At 66.9% G+C, this 19,964-nt stretch carries 18 protein-coding genes and 1 tRNA gene; 12 read left to right on the top strand and 7 right to left on the bottom strand.

Annotation, left to right across the window (positions count from 1 at the left end; translation table 11 throughout):
* The first annotated feature begins 136 nt into the window (after positions 1 to 136).
* Positions 137 to 976, top strand: a complete 840-nt coding sequence (locus J2P76_RS20455; RefSeq protein WP_207409680.1) for a mechanosensitive ion channel family protein — start codon at positions 137 to 139, stop codon at positions 974 to 976.
* On the opposite strand, the gene J2P76_RS20450 is transcribed toward J2P76_RS20455, so the two are convergent.
* Positions 977 to 1,735: an IclR family transcriptional regulator gene (locus J2P76_RS20450; RefSeq protein ID WP_207409679.1), complete on the bottom strand. Its 759-nt coding sequence runs from the start codon at positions 1,733 to 1,735 to the stop codon at positions 977 to 979.
* A gap of 172 nt (positions 1,736 to 1,907) precedes the next feature.
* Between J2P76_RS20450 and J2P76_RS20445 the strand changes: the two genes are divergently transcribed.
* Entirely contained in the window at positions 1,908 to 2,900 is a 993-nt protein-coding gene (locus J2P76_RS20445) for a Bug family tripartite tricarboxylate transporter substrate binding protein (RefSeq protein ID WP_207409678.1), read from the top strand.
* Positions 2,901 to 2,957: 57 nt separating this feature from the next.
* Here the strand turns inward: J2P76_RS20445 and J2P76_RS20440 are convergent, their stop codons facing one another.
* On the bottom strand, positions 2,958 to 3,725 hold the full coding sequence (locus J2P76_RS20440; protein ID WP_207409677.1) for an RNA methyltransferase: 768 nt from the start codon (positions 3,723 to 3,725) through the stop codon (positions 2,958 to 2,960).
* Between the two features lie 120 nt (positions 3,726 to 3,845).
* Here J2P76_RS20440 and J2P76_RS20435 point away from each other — a divergent pair, with 120 nt between their 5' ends.
* From J2P76_RS20435 to J2P76_RS20425, 3 genes are all read left to right on the top strand, one after another.
* Positions 3,846 to 4,628 carry an inositol monophosphatase family protein gene (locus J2P76_RS20435; protein ID WP_207409676.1) on the top strand — a complete coding sequence of 261 codons (783 nt, stop codon included), beginning with the start codon at positions 3,846 to 3,848 and terminating at the stop codon, positions 4,626 to 4,628.
* Positions 4,629 to 4,795: 167 nt separating this feature from the next.
* Positions 4,796 to 6,382 carry a TerC family protein gene (locus J2P76_RS20430; protein ID WP_207409675.1) on the top strand — a complete coding sequence of 529 codons (1,587 nt, stop codon included), beginning with the start codon at positions 4,796 to 4,798 and terminating at the stop codon, positions 6,380 to 6,382.
* Positions 6,383 to 6,403: 21 nt separating this feature from the next.
* On the top strand, positions 6,404 to 7,267 hold the full coding sequence (locus tag J2P76_RS20425; protein WP_207409674.1) for an undecaprenyl-diphosphate phosphatase: 864 nt from the start codon (positions 6,404 to 6,406) through the stop codon (positions 7,265 to 7,267).
* 78 nt (positions 7,268 to 7,345) lie between these two features.
* Here the strand turns inward: J2P76_RS20425 and J2P76_RS20420 are convergent, their stop codons facing one another.
* The 3 genes from J2P76_RS20420 to J2P76_RS20410 form a co-directional block, all read right to left on the bottom strand.
* Positions 7,346 to 8,116, bottom strand: a complete 771-nt coding sequence (locus J2P76_RS20420; RefSeq protein ID WP_207409673.1) for a UDP-2,3-diacylglucosamine diphosphatase — start codon at positions 8,114 to 8,116, stop codon at positions 7,346 to 7,348.
* On the bottom strand, positions 8,109 to 8,618 hold the full coding sequence (locus J2P76_RS20415) for a peptidylprolyl isomerase (protein WP_207409672.1): 510 nt from the start codon (positions 8,616 to 8,618) through the stop codon (positions 8,109 to 8,111). The genes J2P76_RS20420 and J2P76_RS20415 overlap by 8 nt, the downstream gene beginning before the upstream one ends.
* Before the next feature lie 134 nt (positions 8,619 to 8,752).
* Positions 8,753 to 9,442, bottom strand: a complete 690-nt coding sequence (locus J2P76_RS20410) for a tetratricopeptide repeat protein (RefSeq protein ID WP_431603435.1) — start codon at positions 9,440 to 9,442, stop codon at positions 8,753 to 8,755.
* A gap of 275 nt (positions 9,443 to 9,717) precedes the next feature.
* On the opposite strand from J2P76_RS20410, the gene cysS reads away from it, so the two are divergent.
* From cysS to J2P76_RS20375, 7 genes are all read left to right on the top strand, one after another.
* On the top strand, positions 9,718 to 11,178 hold the full coding sequence (cysS, locus tag J2P76_RS20405; RefSeq protein ID WP_207410619.1) for a cysteine--tRNA ligase: 1,461 nt from the start codon (positions 9,718 to 9,720) through the stop codon (positions 11,176 to 11,178).
* A 13-nt stretch (positions 11,179 to 11,191) separates the two neighbouring features.
* Positions 11,192 to 11,836: a DNA-3-methyladenine glycosylase family protein gene (locus J2P76_RS20400; RefSeq protein ID WP_207409671.1), complete on the top strand. Its 645-nt coding sequence runs from the start codon at positions 11,192 to 11,194 to the stop codon at positions 11,834 to 11,836.
* A 33-nt stretch (positions 11,837 to 11,869) separates the two neighbouring features.
* Positions 11,870 to 12,835, top strand: coding sequence for an acetyl-CoA carboxylase carboxyltransferase subunit alpha (locus tag J2P76_RS20395; RefSeq protein ID WP_207409670.1), 966 nt, complete (start codon positions 11,870 to 11,872; stop codon positions 12,833 to 12,835).
* Between the two features lie 141 nt (positions 12,836 to 12,976).
* Entirely contained in the window at positions 12,977 to 13,951 is a 975-nt protein-coding gene (gene tilS / locus J2P76_RS20390) for a tRNA lysidine(34) synthetase TilS (protein ID WP_207410618.1), read from the top strand.
* Between the two features lie 247 nt (positions 13,952 to 14,198).
* Complete coding sequence (locus J2P76_RS20385; protein ID WP_207409669.1) at positions 14,199 to 15,464, top strand: aspartate kinase; 1,266 nt, start codon at positions 14,199 to 14,201, stop codon at positions 15,462 to 15,464.
* Positions 15,465 to 15,534: 70 nt separating this feature from the next.
* Positions 15,535 to 15,627 (top strand) — tRNA-Ser (locus tag J2P76_RS20380).
* A gap of 298 nt (positions 15,628 to 15,925) precedes the next feature.
* Positions 15,926 to 16,840: an acetyltransferase gene (locus tag J2P76_RS20375; RefSeq protein WP_207410611.1), complete on the top strand. Its 915-nt coding sequence runs from the start codon at positions 15,926 to 15,928 to the stop codon at positions 16,838 to 16,840.
* Here the strand turns inward: J2P76_RS20375 and J2P76_RS20370 are convergent.
* Positions 16,824 to 18,374, bottom strand: coding sequence for an ATP-binding protein (locus J2P76_RS20370; RefSeq protein WP_242697628.1), 1,551 nt, complete (start codon positions 18,372 to 18,374; stop codon positions 16,824 to 16,826). The two genes, J2P76_RS20375 and J2P76_RS20370, sit on opposite strands and share 17 nt — an antisense overlap.
* Positions 18,375 to 18,530: 156 nt before the next feature.
* Positions 18,531 to 19,094, bottom strand: a complete 564-nt coding sequence (locus J2P76_RS20365) for a cysteine dioxygenase (RefSeq protein WP_207409667.1) — start codon at positions 19,092 to 19,094, stop codon at positions 18,531 to 18,533.
* Positions 19,095 to 19,964 lie beyond the last annotated feature (870 nt).

The following is a 19,964-nucleotide window of genomic DNA, read 5'->3' as shown; positions in this document are numbered from 1 at the left end:
GCGTCGCCCCCTTGAGGGGGAAGCGCGCAGCGCTTCGGGGGTGGGCGTCACTTCTTTCTGATAAAGTTTTCAGACATTCAACGCCAGCGCGTCCGGGCATGGCCCCGGACGCGCGCTGTACAGGGTGGGAGCCCGCATGAACGAATACCTCGCAAGCCTCGAAACCCTGATGCCGCGCCTGGCCGACGGGGCCTTCAACATCGTCATGGCGCTGGCGATACTGCTGATCGGCTGGTGGGTGTCGGCGCTGCTGGGCCGCTGGGTGCGGCGCGCGGCAACGCGCTCGCCGCGCATCGATCCCACCATCGTGCCCATGTTCTACAGCGTGGTGGTCTGGGCGGTGCGCATTTTCACCGTGATCGCCGTGCTGGCGCGCTTCGGCGTGCAGACCGCCAGCCTGATCGCGGTGCTGGGCGCGGCCGGCCTGGCTGTGGGCCTGGCCCTGCAGAACACGCTGCAGAACATCGCCGCCGGCATCATGCTGCTGATCCTGCGCCCCCTGCGCGCCGGCGAATACGTGGCCCTGAGCAGCGGCACCGAAGGCACCGTGGCCGAGGTCGGCCTGTTCCTGTGCCGCCTGGTGCAGGGCGACGGCATCCACATTACGCTGCCCAACAGCGTGGTCTGGAACGCCACCATCACCAACTACAGCCGCAACGTCACGCGCCGCCTGGATATCCCTGTCACTATCCACTACGACGACAACCTGGACCAGGCGCTGGCGCAGCTGAACCAGGTGGTGGCCGCCCATCCCATGGTGCACAAAGACCCGGCCCCGCAGATCAAGGTCAGCGAATACAAAGACAACGGCACGGTCATCAATGTGCGCCTGTGGTGCGCGGCCGCCCAGTACTGGGACCTGCGCTGGGACCTGTTCCACCAGATCCGCCAGGGGCTGGGCACGGCCGGTTTCAAGCCGCCCATCCCCGTGCGCGAAATCCAGGGCGCGCCTAAAGAAGGCGCCCCGTCCGCCTGATCAGGCGCGCAGCGACAGGCGCGCCAGCTCGGCGTGGATCCAGCCGGCGATTTCGCGCTGGCGCGGCGCCGGCATGCGGTCGATGATGGCCGTGACGCTGATGGCCAGGATCGGCGCGCCCTGCGGGTCCAGCAGGGCGCACCCCACCCCCAGCGCGCCGCGCACCGCATGGTTGCCCACCACCGCGTAGCCGCGCGCCCGGGTGTTCTCGATCAGCCGGTGCATCTCGTGCGGCGTCATGCCGCCGTATTCGTCCAGGAAGCCCGAATTGCGCTCGACGATGCAGTGCGCCATGGAATCGGGCAGGGCGGCCAGCAGCGCCATGCCTCCCGACCCCACCCCCAGCGGCTGGCGCTTGCCGGCGTAGGTGGCCAGTATCTGCACCGGGTAGCCGCCTATTTCGCGATGCAGGCTGACGGATTCGTCGCCCTCGCGCACCACCAGGAAGACAGCGTCGCCGGTGCGCTCGGCCAGGCGCCGCAGAATCGGCAGGGTCTGGCTGACGCGCGGGTCGGGCGTCGCCGTATCGGCGCAGGTGGCCCATTGTGCCCGGTATTTCTTGGTGCCCGGTACCGCCAGCACCAGCCCCGAGTCCAGCAGCGCGGCCAGCAGCCGGTAGATGGTGGGGCGCTGGATCGCCGTCATGCGGGCCAGGTCGGTAACGCTGAGCCCGGTGGCGCCCTGGTCGCGCAGGGCGGCCAGTACGGCCAGCCCGCGGCGCAGCGTGCGCGGGCCGGAAGAATTCTCTGAAGTCGACATGCAACCCTCGGTAAACCTCAACAAATCAAAGCCGTGGAGCAGGGGGCAGGGAAAACCCACTGTCCGTAGCGTGGACTCTACCTTGCCGAAAATGCCTTGACTAGTGGAAAATCGCCCCCGTAACAAAGTTCAGTGCGTCCGTTCCATGGACAATTTCACAGGAGACTATTACATGACCAAAGGTCAGAAACCGCGCTTGCTGCGCCACGCCGTAACGCTGCTCGCGGGCGCCTTGGGCGCGCTTGCGCTCGGCGCCAATGCCCAGGCGGCCTATCCGGACAAGCCCGTGCACATCGTGGTCGGCTTTTCGGCAGGCGGCACCACCGATGTGATCGCCCGCATCATGGCCAAAGAACTCACCCAGGAACTGAAGCAGTCGTTCGTGGTCGAGAACAAGCCCGGCGCCGGCAGCAACATCGCCACCGACTACGTGAAGCGCGCCGATCCCGACGGCTACACGCTGCTGTTCGTGGCCGTTACCAGCGCCATCAACCAGACGCTGTACAAGAACATCTCGTTCGACCTGACCAAAGACTTCGCGCCGGTGGCGCTGGGCGCCAAGGTGCCCAACATCCTGGTGGTCAACCCCCAGGTGCCCGTGAAATCGGTGAAAGAACTGGTCGACTACGCCAAGGCCAACCCCGGCAAGCTGGCGTTCGCCTCGTCCGGCAGCGGCACGTCCATCCACATGGCGGGCGAACTGTTCAAGCTGCGCGCCGGCCTCGACGTGCTGCACGTGCCTTACAAGGGCAGCGCCCCGGCCGTTACCGACCTGATCGGCGGCCAGGTGCAGTTCATGTTCGACAACATGCCGTCGTCGTGGCCCCACGTGAAGGGCGGCAAGCTGCGCGCCCTGGCGGTTACCACGGCCAAGCGCTCGCCCACCGCCCCCGATCTGCCCACCATGCAGGAATCGGGTTTCGACAAATTCGACGTGTCGTCCTGGTTCGGCCTGATCGCGCCGGCCGGCACGCCGCCGGAAGTCATCGAAAAGCTCAACGCCGTGATCGTCAAGGCGCAGGACAACCCCGAAGTGCAGAAAGCCTTCGCGGGCCTGGGCGCCGTGGGCGAGAAGACCACGCCGGCCGAGTTCGGCGCCTTCATCAAGTCCGAAGTCGAGAACTGGGCCCCCGTGGTCAAGGCCTCGGGCGCGCAAGTCGACTGAGCCCCTGCGGCATAGCCAGGTGCCAGGCCCCTGCGGGGCCTGGCATTTTTTTGCGCCTTACTTTTTGCGCAGCATCGCCGTGCAAACGCCCCGCAGCATGTCGATTTCGTCGCGGGTGAGGGCGCTGCGGCTGAACAGGTGGCGCATGCGCGGCATCAGCTTCTTGGGGTGGGCCGGATCCAGGAACTGCACATGGACCAGCGCTTCCTGCCAGTGCGCCAGGAATGCCTGCACCGCCTCGCCCGTGGCCAGGGCGGCGCCGGGATCGGGCTGGTGCGCGGCCGATGGCGGCAGCAGGGCCGCGCCGTCGGCCTGCAGCAGGGCGTAGCGCAGTTCCCAGGCCGCCAGCTGCAGGGCCTGGGCGACATTCAGCGAACTGTATTCGGGGTTGGCCGGGATATGGCAGATGCGCTGGCACAGGGCAATCTGGGCGTTGGTCAGGCCGGCCCGCTCGGTGCCCAGCACCACGGCGGCGCAGCCCGACCCGGGCGCGGCCAGGTGCTGGCTGGCCAGCCCGGCGGCCTGGCGGATGTCACAGGGCGGGGGCCCCAGGTCGCGCACCCGGGCCGTCAGCGCAAAGGCCAGCGTCACCGGGGCCAGGGCCTCTTCCAGGGTGGCGCAGACCCGGGCCCGCTGCAGCACGTCGGTGGCGCCGCTGGCCAGGGCCACCGCCTCGGGCTGCGTGGTCATGTCCGGGTAGCGGGGCTCGACCAGCACCAGGTCGGCAAAGCCCATGGTCTTGATGGCCCGGGCCGCAGAACCCACGTTTCCGGGGTGGCTGGGCTGTACCATGATGAACTGGACACGTGAAAATGCTTGAGTCATTTAAAATGGCAAGTTTGGCTTAACGCCTTCCTGGTTTTTCGGGTCGTTGCCGCGGGGAAATCCCGTTTTTTCGGCAAGGCCGCCCGGGTGGCAGCCCTTACTGCATACGTACGGAATTTTATGCACCCGATGCTCAATATCGCCATCAAGGCGGCCCGGCGTGCCGGCACCATCATCAACCGTGCCAGCCTGGATTTGGAACGACTCAGCGTGGCTCGCAAGGGGCCGCGCGATTATGTCACGGAAGTCGACCGCGCCTCGGAAGAGTCCATTGTCGAAACCCTGCGCGCCGCCTACCCCGACCACGCCGTGCTGGGCGAAGAATACGGGCTGCAGGGCCCCGAGCAGGCCGAATTCCAGTGGATCATCGATCCGCTCGACGGTACCACCAATTTCATCCACGGCCTGCCCAACTATGCCGTGTCCATCGCGCTGACGCAGCGCGGCCAGGTCACGCAGGCGGTCGTCTACGATCCGTCCCGCAACGAACTGTTCACCGCCAGCCGCGGCAGCGGCACGTTCCTGAACGACCGCCGCGTGCGGGTGTCGGGCCGCTCGCGCTACAGCGAGGCCCTGCTGGGGGCGCACTGGCCCAAGTCGGGCGACATCGACGCCGGCGGCGGGCGCTTCCGCCAGCTGACCGAAGGCAGCACCGGCGTGCGCCGCCTGGGCTCCACCGTGCTCGACCTGGCCTACGTGGCCGCCGGGCGGCTCGACGGCTTCTGCGGCGTGCGCCTCAAGCCCTGGGACCTGGCGGCGGGCAGCCTGCTGGTGCAGGAAGCCGGCGGCCTGGTGGGCGACTTCGACGGCGAGCAGGGCTGGCTCGATTCCGGCAACGTGCTGGCCGGCAGCCCCAAGATCTTCACCCAGATGCTGGCTGCCCTGCAGCCCAGGCAAGACTGAAACCGACGGCGCGCCGCGCTGGGCGCGCCAATTTGGCCTGCAAGCCGCGCCAGCACTCGATCTGGCGTTCAAAACCCCATGTTTTGCAGGCCATCTGCCGGTATGTTGCCGGCATGTGACGCCATTTCCAGGTACGATTGGCGGTTCCGCAACTTTTGGAGCACTCGATGGAGTGGCTGCTGGACCCCGCCGCGTGGGTCGGCCTGCTTACCCTGGTCGTCCTTGAAATCGTCCTGGGGATCGACAACCTGATCTTCATCGCCATCCTGGCTGACAAGCTGCCCCCCTCGCAGCGCGACCGCGCGCGCATCGTGGGCCTGTCCCTGGCACTGCTGATGCGCCTGGGCCTGCTGTCGGTCATGTCCTGGCTGGTCACCCTGACCGCACCGCTGTTTTCCATCGGCCCCATGACATTCTCGGGCCGCGACCTGATCCTGCTGGTCGGGGGGCTGTTCCTGCTGTTCAAGGGCACGCTCGAGCTGCACGAGCGCCTGGAGGGCAGCCAGGGCGTGCAAGCCTCGGGCCCGCGCGTGTACGCCAGCTTCTGGGTCATCGTCACGCAGATCGTCGTGCTCGACGCCGTGTTTTCGCTGGACTCCGTCATTACCGCGGTGGGCATGGTCGATCACCTGGCCATCATGATGATCGCGGTTTCGGTGGCCATCGGCATCATGCTGCTGGCGTCCAAGCCGCTGACCCGCTTCGTCAATGCGCATCCCACCGTGGTGGTGCTGTGCCTGGGCTTCCTGCTGATGATCGGCTTTTCGCTGCTGGCCGAGGCTTTCGGCTTCAAGGTGCCCAAGGGCTACCTGTATGCCGCCATCGGCTTCTCGGTGGCCATCGAGCTGCTCAACCAGGTGGCGCGGCGCAACCTGCTGCGGCTGGACGCCACCCGCCCCATGCGCGAGCGCACGGCCGGCGCCGTGCTGCGCATGCTGGGCAAGCGCCCGCCCGACAGCGAAGAAGTCGCCGCTTCCAGCGCCGACCAGCCCGCCGTGCCGGCCTTCGGCGTGGAAGAGCGCAACATGGTCAGCGGCGTGCTGACGCTGGCCGAGCGCTCCATCCGTTCCATCATGACGCCGCGCACCGATGTGTCCTGGATCAATATCGACGACGACGCCGAGACCATCCGCCGCCAGCTCACCGAGGCCCCGCACAGCTTCTTCCCGATCTGCCGCGGCTCGCTGGACGAGGTCATCGGCATCGGCCGCGCCAAAGACCTGGTGGCCGACCTGATCACCGACGGGCAGGTGCGCCGCAACCGCCTGCGCGACCCGATCATCGTGCACGAGTCCATCGGCATCCTGCGGCTGATGGACACCTTGAAGCGCTCGCGCGGCCAATTGGTGCTGGTGGCCGATGAGTTCGGCGCCATCGAAGGCCTGGTGACGCCCATCGACGTGTTCGAGGCCATTGCCGGCGAATTCCCCGACGAGGACGAACTGCCCGACATCACTGCCGAGCAGGACGACGTCTGGAAGATCGACGGCGCGGCCGACCTGCACCATGTCGAGCAGGTGCTGGAAACCGAGGGCCTGATCGACGACTCGCAAGACTACTCCACTCTGGCCGGCTACCTGCTGGCCCGTTTCGGGCATCTTCCCCAGCCGGGCGACAGTTGCGAGTACGATGGTTCGCACCATCATTTCCGCTTCGAAGTGCTCGAGCTCGACGGCCGCCGCATCGCATCGGTGCGGGTCGAGCGCATGCCGCTCGCGCCCGCCGAGGCCGAAGCCGAGGCCGACAGCCATTAACCCCACATTCCGCCGCGCACCGTGACCGACAGCACGCTATACCTGATCAAGGCTTTCTTCCTGGGCATCATCGAAGGGCTGACCGAGTTCATTCCGGTGTCCAGCACCGGCCACCTGATTCTCATCGGCGACTGGATCAACTTCGCCTCGAGCTCGGGCAAGGTGTTCGAAGTGGTGATCCAGTTCGGGTCCATCCTGGCCGTCATGTGGATATTCCGCGCCCGCCTGTGGCAGCTGATACGCGGCACCCTGACCGGCGTGCCGGCCGAAGTGTCCTTCACCCGCAACCTGCTGCTGGCCTTCCTGCCGGCCGCCGTGGTGGGCGCCATTTTCATCAGGAGCATCAAGCAGGTGTTCTACCACCCCGGCGTGGTGGCGGTGACCCTGGTGCTGGGCGGCCTGATCATGCTGTGGGTCGAGCGCAAGACCCATCACACACCGGGCGACGCGCCCGGCGCGGCCGACGACACCGCCTCGGACGAGCGCGCCTCGGCCCATACGCTGGAACAGATCAGCTGGAAGCAGGCCCTGGGGGTGGGCGTGGCGCAGTGCGTGGCCATGGTGCCCGGCACCTCGCGCTCGGGCGCCACCATCATCGGCGGCATGATCGCCGGCATCCAGCGCAAGACGGCCACCGAGTTCTCGTTTTTCCTGGCCATGCCCACCATGCTGGGCGCCGCCACGTACGACCTGTACCGCAATATCGATCTGCTCAGCCAGCACGACCTGTCGGCCATCGCGGTGGGTTTCGTGGCGGCCTTCATCAGCGCGCTGGTAGTGGTGAGGGCGGTGCTGCGGTTCGTGTCCAACCACACCTATCGTGGGTTCGCCTGGTACCGCATCGCGTTGGGCATCGTCGTGGCCATCTGGCTGATGAGCAAATAAAAACCGGGCCCGCTTGTGCGGGCCCGGTTTTTCAGGGCGGCACCGTTGCAAGGTGCCTGACACCTGGCTGCAGCAGGTTCAGGCGGCGTCCAGGTCGTAGAACGCCAGCCCGTCGCGGTCGATGACCAGCCAGCCGCCGCGCGGCGGGCTGGCATGGTCGCAATCCCAGTCGGGCAGCACCCAGCGTTCGCAGCGGCGTCCGTCGACTTCGAGCACGTGGCGCGCGGGCCGGTGCGTATGGCCATGCACGATGGTATCCACCTGGGCTGCGCGGAAGGCGCTTTCGACGGCCTGGGCGTTCACATCCATGATCTCGGCCGACTTCATCTGGTTGGCCGCCTGGCTTTCGCCGCGCGCCTGCTGGGCCATGGCCAGGCGTTCGGGAATGCTTTTGGCCAGGAACTGCTCTTGCCACTGCGGGTTGCGCACCATGGCGCGGAACTGCTGGTAGGCGGCGTCGTCGGTGCAGTATTCGTCGCCATGCGTGAGCAGCACGCGGCCGTAGTCGGTTTCCAGCAAGACGGGCTCGGGCAGCAGCCGGGCGCCCAGCGCATCGGCCAGGGCGGCGCCCATCAGGAAGTCGCGGTTGCCGCGGCCCAGCCATAGCGGGATGCGCGCGGCAGTGCGCTTGAGCCCCTGCAGCGCCGCCGCCAGCCAGGGCGGGGCGGCCTGGATGACATCGTCGCCGATCCAGGCGTCGAAAATATCGCCCGGCAACAGCAGGGCGGCGGCCTCGTCGGCCGCCGCTTCCAGAAAGCCCAGGAACGCCTCGGAGGTGGCCGGCGTGGCCGGCCCCAGGTGTACGTCGGAGGCCAGCCAGACCGGGCCCTGCAACGCGACCTTATTCAAGGATCTCGGCCTTCTCGATGATCACGTCTTCGACCGGCACGTTCTGGTGGAAGCCGCTGTTGCCGGTTTTCACGCCCTTGATCTTGTCGACCACGTCGGTGCCTTCGGTGATCTTGCCGAACACGGCATAGCCCCAGCCGTTGGGCGTGGGGGCGGTGAAATTCAGGAAATCGTTGTCGGCGACGTTGATGAAGAACTGCGCGGTGGCCGAGTGCGGGTCGCTGGTGCGGGCCATGGCCACCGTGTACTTGTCGTTCTTCAGGCCGTTGTTGGCCTCGTTCTCGATGGGCGCCTGGGTGGGCTTCTGCTTCAGGCCGGGCTCGAAGCCGCCGCCCTGGATCATGAAGCCGTCGATGACGCGGTGGAAAATGGTGCCGTCATAGAAGCCGCTCTTGACGTAGCTGAGGAAGTTCTCGACGGTCTTGGGCGCTTTCTCCGCATCCAGGGTAATGACGATGGCGCCCTGGTTGGTCTGCAGTTTGACGCGGGGAGTGGTGCTCATGGGTTGTGTGCCTTCTGAGGTAGAGGGGGTGGATGAGGCGGCCGGCTGCGCGCCGGCCGTTGCCGGCACGATCGTGGCCAGCGCGAAGGTGCACGCCATCAGGCGCAGCAGATGAAGCGGAGAGTAGCGCGAAATCATCGTTGTTGGCTTTCCTTCAGCAGGTTTTCGATTTCACGTGCCTTGGCCTGCATGCCGGGCACGCCCTGGTTCGCAGCATTGCGGTAGGTGCGCAGCGCCATCATCAGCTGGATGTCGCCCATGTTGGCGCGCGCCTCGGGGTAGTTGGGATTGGCGCGCAAGGCCATTTCCAGCGCCTCGTGGGCCTGGTCCAGGTCGCCCTGCTTGGCGTACAGGGCAGCCAGATTATTCCAGGGCTCGGGCAGTTCGGGATAGCGCGTCGTCATGTCGGTATACATGGCGATGGCTTCGGCGGTGCGGCCCAGCGCGGCCAGGGCGCGCGCATGCTGGAACATCAGCTGGACGTCGGTGCCGCGCTGGCCTTCGGTTTCGGCCAGGCGCTTTTCGATAAGTTCCAGGGCTTCCTGGTTCTTGCCGCCGTTGAGCAGGCGTTCGATGTGGGCGGTGATCTGCGAGGGCGTCGGATCGAGGCGGGTGTCGACCCCCGGCTTGAGGGCTTCGAGCAGGTTGGCCAGCGCCTTCCAGCCGCGTTCGGGGGGCGGCGGGTCGAGCTTGGTGAGCGTGGAGCTGCGGTCGTTGGGCAGGCTGCTGCCGCCGCCCATCGACTGGCCCAGCACGGCGCCGCCCGGCAGGGCGGCCAGCGCCGATACCAACAGGATATTGCGGGACAGGCGGTTGATGGTCACAAGGGCATCCGTTGAAAATTAGCCAGGGGCGCTCGGCGCGCGAGCAGGCCGCTTGCTATACTTGACGACCGCCATTTTAGCCCCGGTTGCGTTCGTGGTTTTCCAAAGGCCGAAGCACGGGGCGCATAGCGGGCTGAAGGGCCGGGGAAGGGCCGGAGAGGGGCCGGGGAACCGGGCGGCGCATGCCGCGTCCCGTCGTGCCGCCGGCGCCTTGCGCCGGCACCCGCCGCCCCGCGGGGTCCACATCGCAATATACCGAGGCCAGCCAGAGCGTCATGCTGCACATCTACAACACGTTGTCGCGTACCAAAGAACCTTTCAAGCCGGCCCGGCCCGGCCAGGTGCGCATGTACGTGTGCGGCATGACCGTCTACGACTACTGCCACCTGGGCCATGCGCGCATGCTGGTGGCGTTCGACGTGGTGCAGCGCTGGCTGCGCGCCAGCGGCCTGGCGGTCGACTACGTGCGCAACATTACCGACATCGACGACAAGATCATCCGGCGCGCGGTCGAAACCGGCCGCCGCATCGGCGAGGTCACTGAATACTATATCGCCGCCATGCACGCCGACGAGCGCGCGCTGGGCGTGCAGCAGCCCGACCGCGAGCCGCGCGCCACGCAGTACGTCGGCCAGATGCTCGACATCATCGGCCGGCTCGAACAGAACGGGCTGGCCTACCGGGCCGACGACGGCGACGTCAACTACGCGGTGCGCGGTTTCGCCGGATACGGCAAGCTGTCGGGCAAGGCGCTCGACGACCTGCGCGCCGGCGAGCGCGTGGCGGTGGGTTCGGCCAAGCGCGACCCGCTCGATTTCGTGCTCTGGAAAGCCGCCAAGGCCGACGAGCCCGACGACATCAAGTGGCCTTCGCCGTACGGCCTGGGCCGGCCCGGCTGGCACATCGAATGCTCGGCCATGAGCCATGCCCTGCTAGGCCTGCCGCTCGACATCCACGGCGGCGGCCCCGACCTGAAATTCCCGCACCACGAAAACGAAATCGCCCAGACCGAAGGGGCGTTCGGCGGCGTGCTGGCCAATATCTGGATGCACTGCGGCCCGCTGATGGTCGACGCCGACAAAATGTCGAAGTCGCTGGGCAACTTCCGCACCATCCGCCAGACCATCGCCCAGGGCGAGGCGCCGGCCGACCAGGCCGAATACGCCGCCAACCCGCGCGAAGCCGAGATGCTGCGGTTCTTCATCGTGCGCAATCACTACCGCAGCCCGCAGAACTACACGCCCGACAACCTGGCCGACGCGCAGAACGCCCTCGACCGCCTGTATCAGGCCCTGCTGAACGTCGCGCCCGACGACGCCGGCCTCGACTGGAACGAACCGCAGGCGCAGGCCTTCAAGGCCGCCATGGACGACGATTTCAACACCTCGGGGGCGGTGGCCGCACTGTTCGAGCTGGCTTCCGACGCCAACCGGTCGCGCAGCGCGCGCAGCGCCGGCCAGCTCAAGGCCCTGGCCGCGCTGCTGGGGCTGCTGCAGCAAGATCCGGCGCGCTATTTCCAGTGCGCCACCCGGTACTCGGCGGCGGGGCTGGCCCAGGCGGCCGCGCCGGCGGCGTCGCTGGACGCCGCCCAGATCGAGACCCTGGTCGCTGCGCGCGCGGCCGCCAAGCAGGCGCGCGACTATGCCCAGGCCGACCGCATCCGCGCCCAGCTGCGCGAAGCCGGCGTCGAGCTCGACGACAAGCCCGGCGGCCAGACACAATGGCGCCGCGCCTGAGGAATCCCGCACCATGCCCGCCGCCGACATCGCCGCCGCCAAGCCGCACTACTGGGAAGAAGCCGTCGCCCACTTGATGCGGCGCGACCGCATCCTGAAAAAACTCATCCCGCAGCATGCCGAGGTCTGGCTGACTTCGCGCGGCACGCCCTTTGTGACGCTGGCGCGCGCCATCGTGGGCCAGCAGATCTCCAACAAGGCCGGCGACGCCCTGTGGCAGCGCCTGCTCGACACCGTGGGCAAGCGTCCCACGCCGGCCGGGGTGCTGGGGGTGCGCACCGAAGCCCTGCGCCAGGCGGGCCTGTCGCAGCGCAAGTGCGAATACCTGCAAGACCTGGCGGCTCATTTCGGCGAACGCCGCGTGCGCCCCGAAAAATGGGCCGCCATGGACGACGAAAGCGTGGTCTCGGAACTGGTCGCCATCCGCGGCATCGGCCGCTGGACGGCCGAGATGTTCCTGATCTTCAACCTGCAGCGGCCGGACGTCCTGCCGCTGGACGATCTGGGATTGCTCAAGGCAATCTCGCTACACTACTTCAGCGGAGAGCCTGTCTCGCGCTTCGAGGCCCGCGAGGTCTCGTCGGCATGGCAGCCCTGGCGTACCGTGGCAACCTGGTATTTGTGGCGCAGTCTGGAATCGAAGCCGGTTCTGAACTGAGTCACCAGGCGCCCAATAACGGAACCATACTTCATGCGCAATACATTCCTTGAATTCGAACAACCGTTGTCCGAGCTTGAAAACAAGATCGAGCAGCTGCGCTATGTACAGGCCGATTCTGCGGTAGACATTTCCGACGAGATCGGCCGCCTGCAGCAGAAAAGCCAGACCCTGGCCAAGGAAATCTACGGCAAGCTCACGCCCTGGCAGACCGCCCTGGTGGCGCGCCACCCGCAGCGGCCCTACACGCTGGACTACGTGCGCGAGATGTTCACCGACTTCCACGAACTGCACGGCGACCGCATGTACGCCGACGACCAGTCCATCGTGGGCGGCCTGGCGCGCTTCAACGGCGCTTCGTGCATGGTCATCGGCCACCAGAAGGGCCGCGACACCAAAGAGCGCGCCGCGCGCAACTTCGGCATGCCGCGCCCCGAGGGCTACCGCAAGGCGCTGCGCCTGATGCGGCTGGCCGAGAAATTCAACCTGCCGGTGTTCACCTTCATCGACACCCCGGGCGCCTATCCCGGCGTGGGCGCCGAAGAACGCGGCCAGTCCGAAGCCATCGGCCACAACCTGTACGCCATGGCCGAGCTCAAGGTGCCCGTCATCGCCACCGTCATCGGCGAAGGCGGCTCGGGCGGGGCCCTGGCCATTGCCGTGGGCAATGCCGTGCTGATGCTGCAGTACGCCACTTATTCGGTCATTTCGCCCGAGGGCTGCGCGTCCATCCTGTGGCGCAGCGCCGACAAGGCCTCCGACGCCGCCGAGGCGCTGGCCATTACCGCGCCGCGCCTGAAAGACCTGGGCCTGATCGACCGCGTCGTCAACGAACCCGTGGGCGGCGCGCACCGCGACCCGCGCGTCATGGCGCGCCTGCTGCGCCGGGCCCTGGGCGACGCGCTGCGGCAGTTCCGCGGCATGACGCCCGACGAGCTCATCGAGCAGCGCATGCAGCGCCTGCTGTCCTACGGCAAGTTCCAGGAAGTTCGCGCCTGACGCGGCCGCCGGGCGCCCAGCCCGGCCCGCGCGGCGCCTGGCGCCTGTTCCATGAAACCCGCCGAGCCGCCTGCTCCCGCCACGCCGGCCGACGCGCAGCCGGGCGGGCAAGCGTTCCCGTCGGCCACCCTGGCCGCCGCTCTGCAGGCCGCCATGCGGCCCCTGGCCGGCGCGGCGGCGCGCCTGGCCGTGGCGGCCAGCGGCGGGGCCGATTCGGCCATGCTGGCCGCCCATGCGGCGCCGCTGGCCCGCCGGCTGGGCATCGACCTGCTGATTTTCCACGTGCACCACGGCCTGCAGGCCGCGGCCGACGATTGGGCCGCGCAGGTCCGTGAACTGGGCCGCATCCTGCAGGTGCCCGTGCACACCGCGTGGGCGCAGGTGCGGGCCGACAGCGGCCTGGGCATCGAAGCCGCCGCGCGCGAGGCCCGCTATGCCGCGCTGGCCGGCCTGGCCGGGCAGCACGGGGTGGGCCACATCCTGCTGGCCCACCATCAGGGCGACCAGGCCGAAACCGTGCTGTTGCGGCTGCTGCGCGGCACCGGCGTGCAAGGCATGGCCGCCATGGCGCCCAGCATGCCGCGCGACGGCCTGGTCTACCTGCGGCCCTGGCTGAACCAGCCCCGGGCCGACATCTTGCGCGCGGCCCGGGCATTCGCCGCGCTGCATGGCTGGCAGCCGGTGCAAGATCCCACCAATGCCGATCCCCGCTACACGCGCGCCGCCGTGCGCGAGCTGCTGGCGCCGGCGCTGGATGCCCGCTGGCCCGGCTGGCAGGCCCGGCTGGCCGACCATGCCCGCCACATGGCCGAGGCCGCCGGCATTCTCGACGAGGTGGCGCGCGCCGACCTGGCCGCGCTGCAGCCTGCGGCCGACCTGGCCAGCTTCGCGCTGGCGCCGTGGCGCGAGCTGCCGGCGGCCCGCCAGGCGCAGGTGCTGCGCTACTGGCTGGGCCTGCACGGCGCCCGCATGCCCACCGAAGCGCGTCTGGCCGACCTGCTGCGCCAGCTGCGCCAATTGCACAGCCTGGGCCATGACCGCCAGATGCGCGTGGCGCATGCGCGGCACCTGATCCGCTGCCACCGCGGCCGGGTCTGGATCGAACCGCGAGAATAGGGGCCTTCGAAGGTGTCTGGCTCCGCAGGCGCCAGACACCGGAGTGTGCAGAGGCTGTCGGCCTATTGCCAGGTGTCCGACTCCCGCAGGGTGTCGGACACCGTACGACTGAGACGGCTGCGACTTACTTCGGTGTCAGGCACCTGGCGGAAGCGCATCTCGGCGGGCGCCTGCGCAAAATTTCACCGCGCGTTAAAATGCCAAGCTTTGCCTGCCCGGTGGGGCGGGTTTCCAGCCAGAGCACGAGATGTCCCTGATCGTTCACAAATATGGCGGTACTTCGATGGGCTCGGTCGAGCGCATCCGCAACGTGGCGCGCCGCGTTGCAAAGTGGCATGCCGCCGGCCACCAAGTGGTGGTGGTGCCGTCGGCCATGGCCGGCGAAACCAATCGCCTGCTGGGCCTGGCCCGCGAAATCGCGCCCCAGCCCGATCCCCGCGAGCTCGACATGATCGCCGCCACCGGCGAGCAGGCCAGCAGCGGCCTGCTGGCCGTGGCCCTGCAGGCCGAAGGCGTGCCCGCCCGCAGCTACACCGGCTGGCAAGTGCCGGTGCGCACCGATTCCTCGTTCACCAAGGCCCGCATCACGTCCATCGAAGACGCCCGCGTCCGGGCCGACCTGGACGCCGGCCGGGTCGTCATCGTTACGGGCTTCCAGGGCATCGATCCCGAAGGCCACATCACCACCCTGGGCCGCGGCGGCTCCGACACCTCGGCGGTGGCCGTGGCGGCCGCGCTGGGCGCCCACGAATGCCTGATCTTCACCGACGTCGACGGCGTGTACACCACCGATCCGCGCGTGGTGCCCGAAGCGCGCCGCATGTCCGTGGTGTCGTTCGAAGAAATGCTCGAAATGGCGTCGCTGGGTTCCAAGGTGCTGCAGATCCGCTCGGTGGAATTCGCCGGCAAGTACCGCGTTCCCACCCGCGTGCTGTCGTCGCTGACCGACCCGCTCATCCCGCTCGAAGAAGAAATGGCTTCGGGCACGCTGATTACTTTTGAGGAAGACGAAAAAATGGAAGCCGCCGTTGTCTCCGGCATCGCCTTCAGCCGCGACGAAGCCAAGATCACCCTGCTGGCCGTGCCCGACAAACCCGGCATCGCCTACTCCATCCTGGGGCCGGTGGCCGGCGCCAACATCGATGTCGACATGATCGTGCAGAACCAGTCGGTGGCCGGCACCACCGACTTCTCGTTCACGGTCAACCGCAACGAGTTCCAGCGCACCATCGACCTGCTCAAGCGCGAAGTCATGCCGGCCGTCGAAGCCCGCGAACTGGTCACCGACGACAAGGTCGCCAAGGTATCCATCGTGGGCATCGGCATGCGCTCGCACGTGGGCGTGGCCAGCCTGATGTTCCAGACCCTGTCGCAGGAAGGCATCAATATCCAGATGATCAGCACCAGCGAAATCAAGACCTCGGTGATCATCGACGACAAGTACATGGAACTGGCCGTGCGCGCCCTGCACAAGGCGTTCGGCCTGGACCAGGCGCCCGCCGAAAAGGCCTGACCGCCTGGCATTCCCGGCCGGCGCCGGCAGGCGCGGGCCGGGAAAATCATGCTAGAATCGCAAGTTCTGCGGAGACGTGCCCGAGAGGCTGAAGGGGCTCCCCTGCTAAGGGAGTATGTGGCCAAAAACTGCATCGTGGGTTCGAATCCCACCGTCTCCGCCAAGAACAATTCCAAGTAGTGCCGACCAGCCCCGCCCAGTTTCTGCGCGGGGCTTTGTCATGGGCGAACGGTAGCCGCGCGCCCGCGGGCATTCGGGGCCATAGCGCGGAACTGGCTGAAGGTGAAGCTGCCCGCCAAGTCGGTTTTTGATCTTGCGCAGATCATTTCCGGTCCAGGGGCTGCAAACTGGCGCCCATGACTTTTTCAGACCAGTCCTCAGACGTGGACCGTACCGCCGCCACCGCCGAAGGCAGCGCGCCCGGATTTGGCGAAACCCCGCCGCAACGCCGTGCATTCCCGGTGCCGCGCGGCCGGCTTGCCTGGCTTACCGGCGTGATCAGCATCATTCTTCTCGGCGCCAGCACGCTGTTCTGGTGCCTGCTGCTGCTTCCCGTGGCGCTGCTCAAGCTGATGCTGCCTTTCCCGGCGGTCAGGCGGCGCGTCGACCCGGTGCTCAACGCCATAGCCACCGCCTGGGTCTCGGGCAACGCCGGCTGGTTCCAGCGCATCCAGCGGGCCCCCTGGGACGTTCAGGGCCATGCCGGGCTGCGCTACGCCGACTGGTATCTGGTCAATTGCAATCACCAGTCGTGGGTGGACATCTTCGTGTTGCAGTGGGCGCTGAACCGGCGCATTCCCTTGCTGAAGTTCTTCCTGAAGCAACAGCTGATCTACGTGCCGGTGATCGGCCTGGCCTGGTGGGCGCTGGATTTTCCGTTCATGAAGCGCCACGGCAAGGCCGAGCTGCGCCGCAATCCGGCTTTGGGCCGCGAAGACCAGGAAGCCGCGCGGCGCGCCTGCGAGAAGTTTTCGCTGGTGCCCACCAGCGTGATGATTTTCGTGGAAGGCACGCGCTTTTCCGAAGCCAAGCGGGTTGCGCAGTCTTCGCCATACCGCCATCTGCTCAAGCCCAAGGCGGGCGGCCTGGCGGTGGCGTTGAACGCCATGGGCAAGCGCTTTCACTCGATGGTGGACGTTACCATTGCCTATCCGGAAGGAATACCCCGCTTCTGGGACCTGGCATGCGGCCGCATCGGGCCGGTGGCCGTGCGCATTCGGCAGGTGCCGGTGCCGCCCGGGTTCTGCGACGCTGACTACACCCGCGACAAGGCCTTCCGCGCCGAATTCCACCACTGGCTGGGCCAGCAGTGGCAAGCCAAAGACGAAGAGCTCGAACGGCTGGCGGCGCGTGGCCGTTCTAGGCCCGCGGGATAGCGTCGATCACTTTGGTCAGGGCTTCTATCGAGTAGGGCTTGTGCAAAAGGTGGAAGTCGGCCGGCCCCAGTTCGGCCAGGGTGAGGGTGTATCCGGTGGCCAGCACGATGCGCAGGCCAGGCCACTGTTCCTGGATATGGCGGGCGAGATCGATGCCGTTCAATTCGGGCATCACGATATCGGTAATGACCAGGTCGAACGCGCCGTCCTGCTGGCGCAGAATCTCCAGCGCCGCATTGCCATGGCGCGCCAATACCACGTCCTGGCCCAGGTCCTGCAGCAGGTTTTTCACGATATCGCTGACTTCGGCGTTGTCGTCCACCAGTAGAATCTTGTGCCTGGGGCGTTGGGTGATGCCGGAGATATCGGCCTGGGGCGAAAGAAGGTCTTCGAGTCCGGTCGGCTGGGCTTTGGCCAGGTACAAGGTAAACACCGTGCCGCTGCCGGGCGTGCTGGCGACGTCGACATGGCCCCCGGACTGGCTGACAAATCCGAACACCTGGCTGAGCCCCAGCCCCGTTCCGTGGCCAGGAGCCTTGGTTGTGAAAAAGGGCTCGAACACCCGGTCTACCACGTTGGGCGCGATGCCCGACCCTGTATCGGCGATCGAGATGGCCACGTGAGGGCCATGCACGGCGCCGTGATGGCGCGTTGGCGGCGTTTCATCGACGCAGGTAACGGCTATGGTCAGCGTGCCCCCGGACGGCATGGCATCGCGCGCGTTGATGACGATGTTCAGGATGCAGGTTTCGAGCTGGTTGCGATCGACGTGCACACAGCAGGGATCAGGCGGCAGTTCGTACTGAACCTGGACGGCCGAGCCCGTGGTGGCGTGGAACAGATCCTGCATGCCTTCTATGCAATTGCGTACGTCGAAGGTGGTGGGGCGCAGGGGCTGCTTGCGCGCGTAGGCCAGCAGCTGCCGCGTTAGGTGCCCGGCCCTGTCCGAGGTGGTGCATATGGCATCGATATAACGCTGGCGTTTGCTGTCACTGAGCGTGGGTTGGCGCAGCAGCTCGGCGGACCCGCGTATCACCATCAGCAGATTGTTGAAGTCATGCGCCACCCCGCCCGTAAGCAGGCCCAGCGCTTCCAGTTTCTGTGATTGGTGCAGCGCCTCGCGCGCCGAAAGCAGGTCGTCGGCGGCCTGTTTCTGCGCTGTGATGTCGCGGGTGATTTTTGCAAAGCCCAGTAATTTTCCGGAGGCGTTGCGGACCGGGTCGATGACCACGCTGCTCCAGAATTGCGATCCGTCTTTGCGTACGCGCCATCCTTCGGCTTCGAACCGCCCCTCGCTGGCGGCTGTTTGCAGGGCCCTGGCCGGCAGGCCGGCGGCCCGATCCTGTTCGGTATAGAAGCAGGAGAAATGCTTGCCGATGACCTCGTGGGCCTGGTAGCCCTTGAAACGCGCGGCGCCGGCGTTCCAGCTGCTGATGTAGCCGTCCGGGTCGAGCAGATAGATGGCGTAATCCATGACCGCTTCCACCAGAAGCTGGTAGCGGTACGCTTCGTCTACTTCGGACAGATTGCTCAATTGCGCACCGATCGCGCGCGGCTTGCGTTCCGAGGGCATACGACAGCATGTAATAGGAGGAGAGTGCGTACTATTAGGCGGCCCCGGCCAAAAGGGAATAGGGGCCGGAAGAACACGCCTGCCGCCCCGGAAAAGGCGGAAAAGCCTGCCTTTGGATCAGCCTGCGCCGGGCGCCGAATAGCCCGACACGAAGGTCTTCGGCGGCGTTCCGTCTTCATAGTAGACATGCCGCCTGACCTGGCCGATATCCGCCCCGTAGCAGTGGATGCTGATGGCTACCTGGTCGGCGCTGGCATTCTGCACGCGATGCACGTCGCCGATGGCGGGCGATACCTGTTCCACCTGGCCGGTTTGCAGCACCTGCGCCGGGCCGTCGGCGACTGCGCGGTGGCCGTCCCGCAGGCGGTAGCGAGTGCCGATCTCGGCGCCGCGCAGCATGCCGATGACGCCCCAGACGGTATGGTCGTGGATGGGCGTGCGCTGTCCGGGGCCCCAGACAAAGCTGACAACCGAGAAGCGTCCGGCGGGGTCCAGGTGCAGCAGGTATTGCTGGTAGTGTTCGGGGTGCGGCACGGTACAGGGCGCGGCCAGCCAGCTGTCGTCTTCGACCAGCCGCCGCATGGCCGAACTGACCGCGGCCAGCACCTCGGCTTCGGCGGCGCGGCCGGCGCCCAGGGCGCTGTCCACTGCGTTTACGAAGGCATTCAGCCGGGGGTTCATGTCGATCATCCTTTGAGGGCCGCCGTGCGCGAGCCATGCGAGTATGGCTCGACTATAGAGAGGTGTGGCGGGGTGGGCAAATTGGAGGTATCTGTGCGGGTTCGGTTTGAGTTCTGGCCCCGTCCCGCGGCGTNGGAATCAGTATGTTCTATATACGAACATTTGTACGTATCTAGAATTCATTGATAGTACTAAGAAATGGGGGTGGGCGACAAATTAAGGGTCTTTGTCTGGCGCTGAGGGGTGTTGGGTTCTTGAGGCGTCGCGGCGGGCTGGGGGGGGGGGATGGGGCTTCACGGGGCCGGTCGGCCGCCTTCGCGGCCGACATCGCTGCGTCAACCTCGTCGGCCTGCGGCCTCCTACGGTTTCCCTCGCTCGACCCCGAGGCGCCCCATCCCCACCCCCCAGCCCGCCACGACTTGCGGAAGATCTGGTTCCCCATGGCGCTGGGAAGGACTGGGTTCTTGCGTGTTTGCCGCCGGGGGTGGAAAGGAAAAACATCGTGCCGGGCCGCCGGATGAAGCCGCCCAGCGCGGCTTCATCCGGCATTCGGGTGGGGGGGGGCGCGATTTGCTGGTTTAGGTGTCTGACTGCCGGAGGGTGTCAGACACCGCAGGCTGAAACAGCTGTCGCACACAACAGTGTCCGACACCCTCCGGGAGTCAGACACTTGAAAACATCTAAAGACCAAAAACAGCCAACACCCGACCACCCCCTCGAATGCGCGGGAAGGCCGCGCTGGGCGGCCTTCCCGCGCGGCCCCGCCATGTCTTCTTCTTAAAAGGCGCCTGACGAAAGAATGCAAGAACTCCATCAGGCCCAGCGATGCGGCGAGTCAGCGCTAATGCAGCCGCGGCGGGCGCGCGGGGC

Origin of the sequence: Bordetella petrii (assembly GCF_017356245.1) — a bacterium.
Lineage (GTDB): Bacteria > Pseudomonadota > Gammaproteobacteria > Burkholderiales > Burkholderiaceae_B > Bordetella_A > Bordetella_A petrii_D.
Note: the sequence above shows the minus strand (reverse complement) of the source record. Positions and strands in the feature narration are given on the sequence as shown.

What these genes read in the sequence shown, in the direction of transcription:
- J2P76_RS20455 (WP_207409680.1), top strand. Translation starts at nt 137, where the DNA reads ATGAACGAATACCTCGCAAGCCTCGAAACCCTGATGCCGCGCCTGGCC.
- J2P76_RS20450 (WP_207409679.1), bottom strand. Translation starts at nt 1,735, where the DNA reads ATGTCGACTTCAGAGAATTCTTCCGGCCCGCGCACGCTGCGCCGCGGG.
- J2P76_RS20445 (WP_207409678.1), top strand. Translation starts at nt 1,908, where the DNA reads ATGACCAAAGGTCAGAAACCGCGCTTGCTGCGCCACGCCGTAACGCTG.
- J2P76_RS20440 (WP_207409677.1), bottom strand. Translation starts at nt 3,725, where the DNA reads ATGACTCAAGCATTTTCACGTGTCCAGTTCATCATGGTACAGCCCAGC.
- J2P76_RS20435 (WP_207409676.1), top strand. Translation starts at nt 3,846, where the DNA reads ATGCACCCGATGCTCAATATCGCCATCAAGGCGGCCCGGCGTGCCGGC.
- J2P76_RS20430 (WP_207409675.1), top strand. Translation starts at nt 4,796, where the DNA reads ATGGAGTGGCTGCTGGACCCCGCCGCGTGGGTCGGCCTGCTTACCCTG.
- J2P76_RS20415 (WP_207409672.1), bottom strand. Translation starts at nt 8,618, where the DNA reads ATGAGCACCACTCCCCGCGTCAAACTGCAGACCAACCAGGGCGCCATC.
- cysS (WP_207410619.1), top strand. Translation starts at nt 9,718, where the DNA reads ATGCTGCACATCTACAACACGTTGTCGCGTACCAAAGAACCTTTCAAG.
- J2P76_RS20400 (WP_207409671.1), top strand. Translation starts at nt 11,192, where the DNA reads ATGCCCGCCGCCGACATCGCCGCCGCCAAGCCGCACTACTGGGAAGAA.
- J2P76_RS20395 (WP_207409670.1), top strand. Translation starts at nt 11,870, where the DNA reads ATGCGCAATACATTCCTTGAATTCGAACAACCGTTGTCCGAGCTTGAA.
- J2P76_RS20385 (WP_207409669.1), top strand. Translation starts at nt 14,199, where the DNA reads ATGTCCCTGATCGTTCACAAATATGGCGGTACTTCGATGGGCTCGGTC.
- J2P76_RS20365 (WP_207409667.1), bottom strand. Translation starts at nt 19,094, where the DNA reads ATGAACCCCCGGCTGAATGCCTTCGTAAACGCAGTGGACAGCGCCCTG.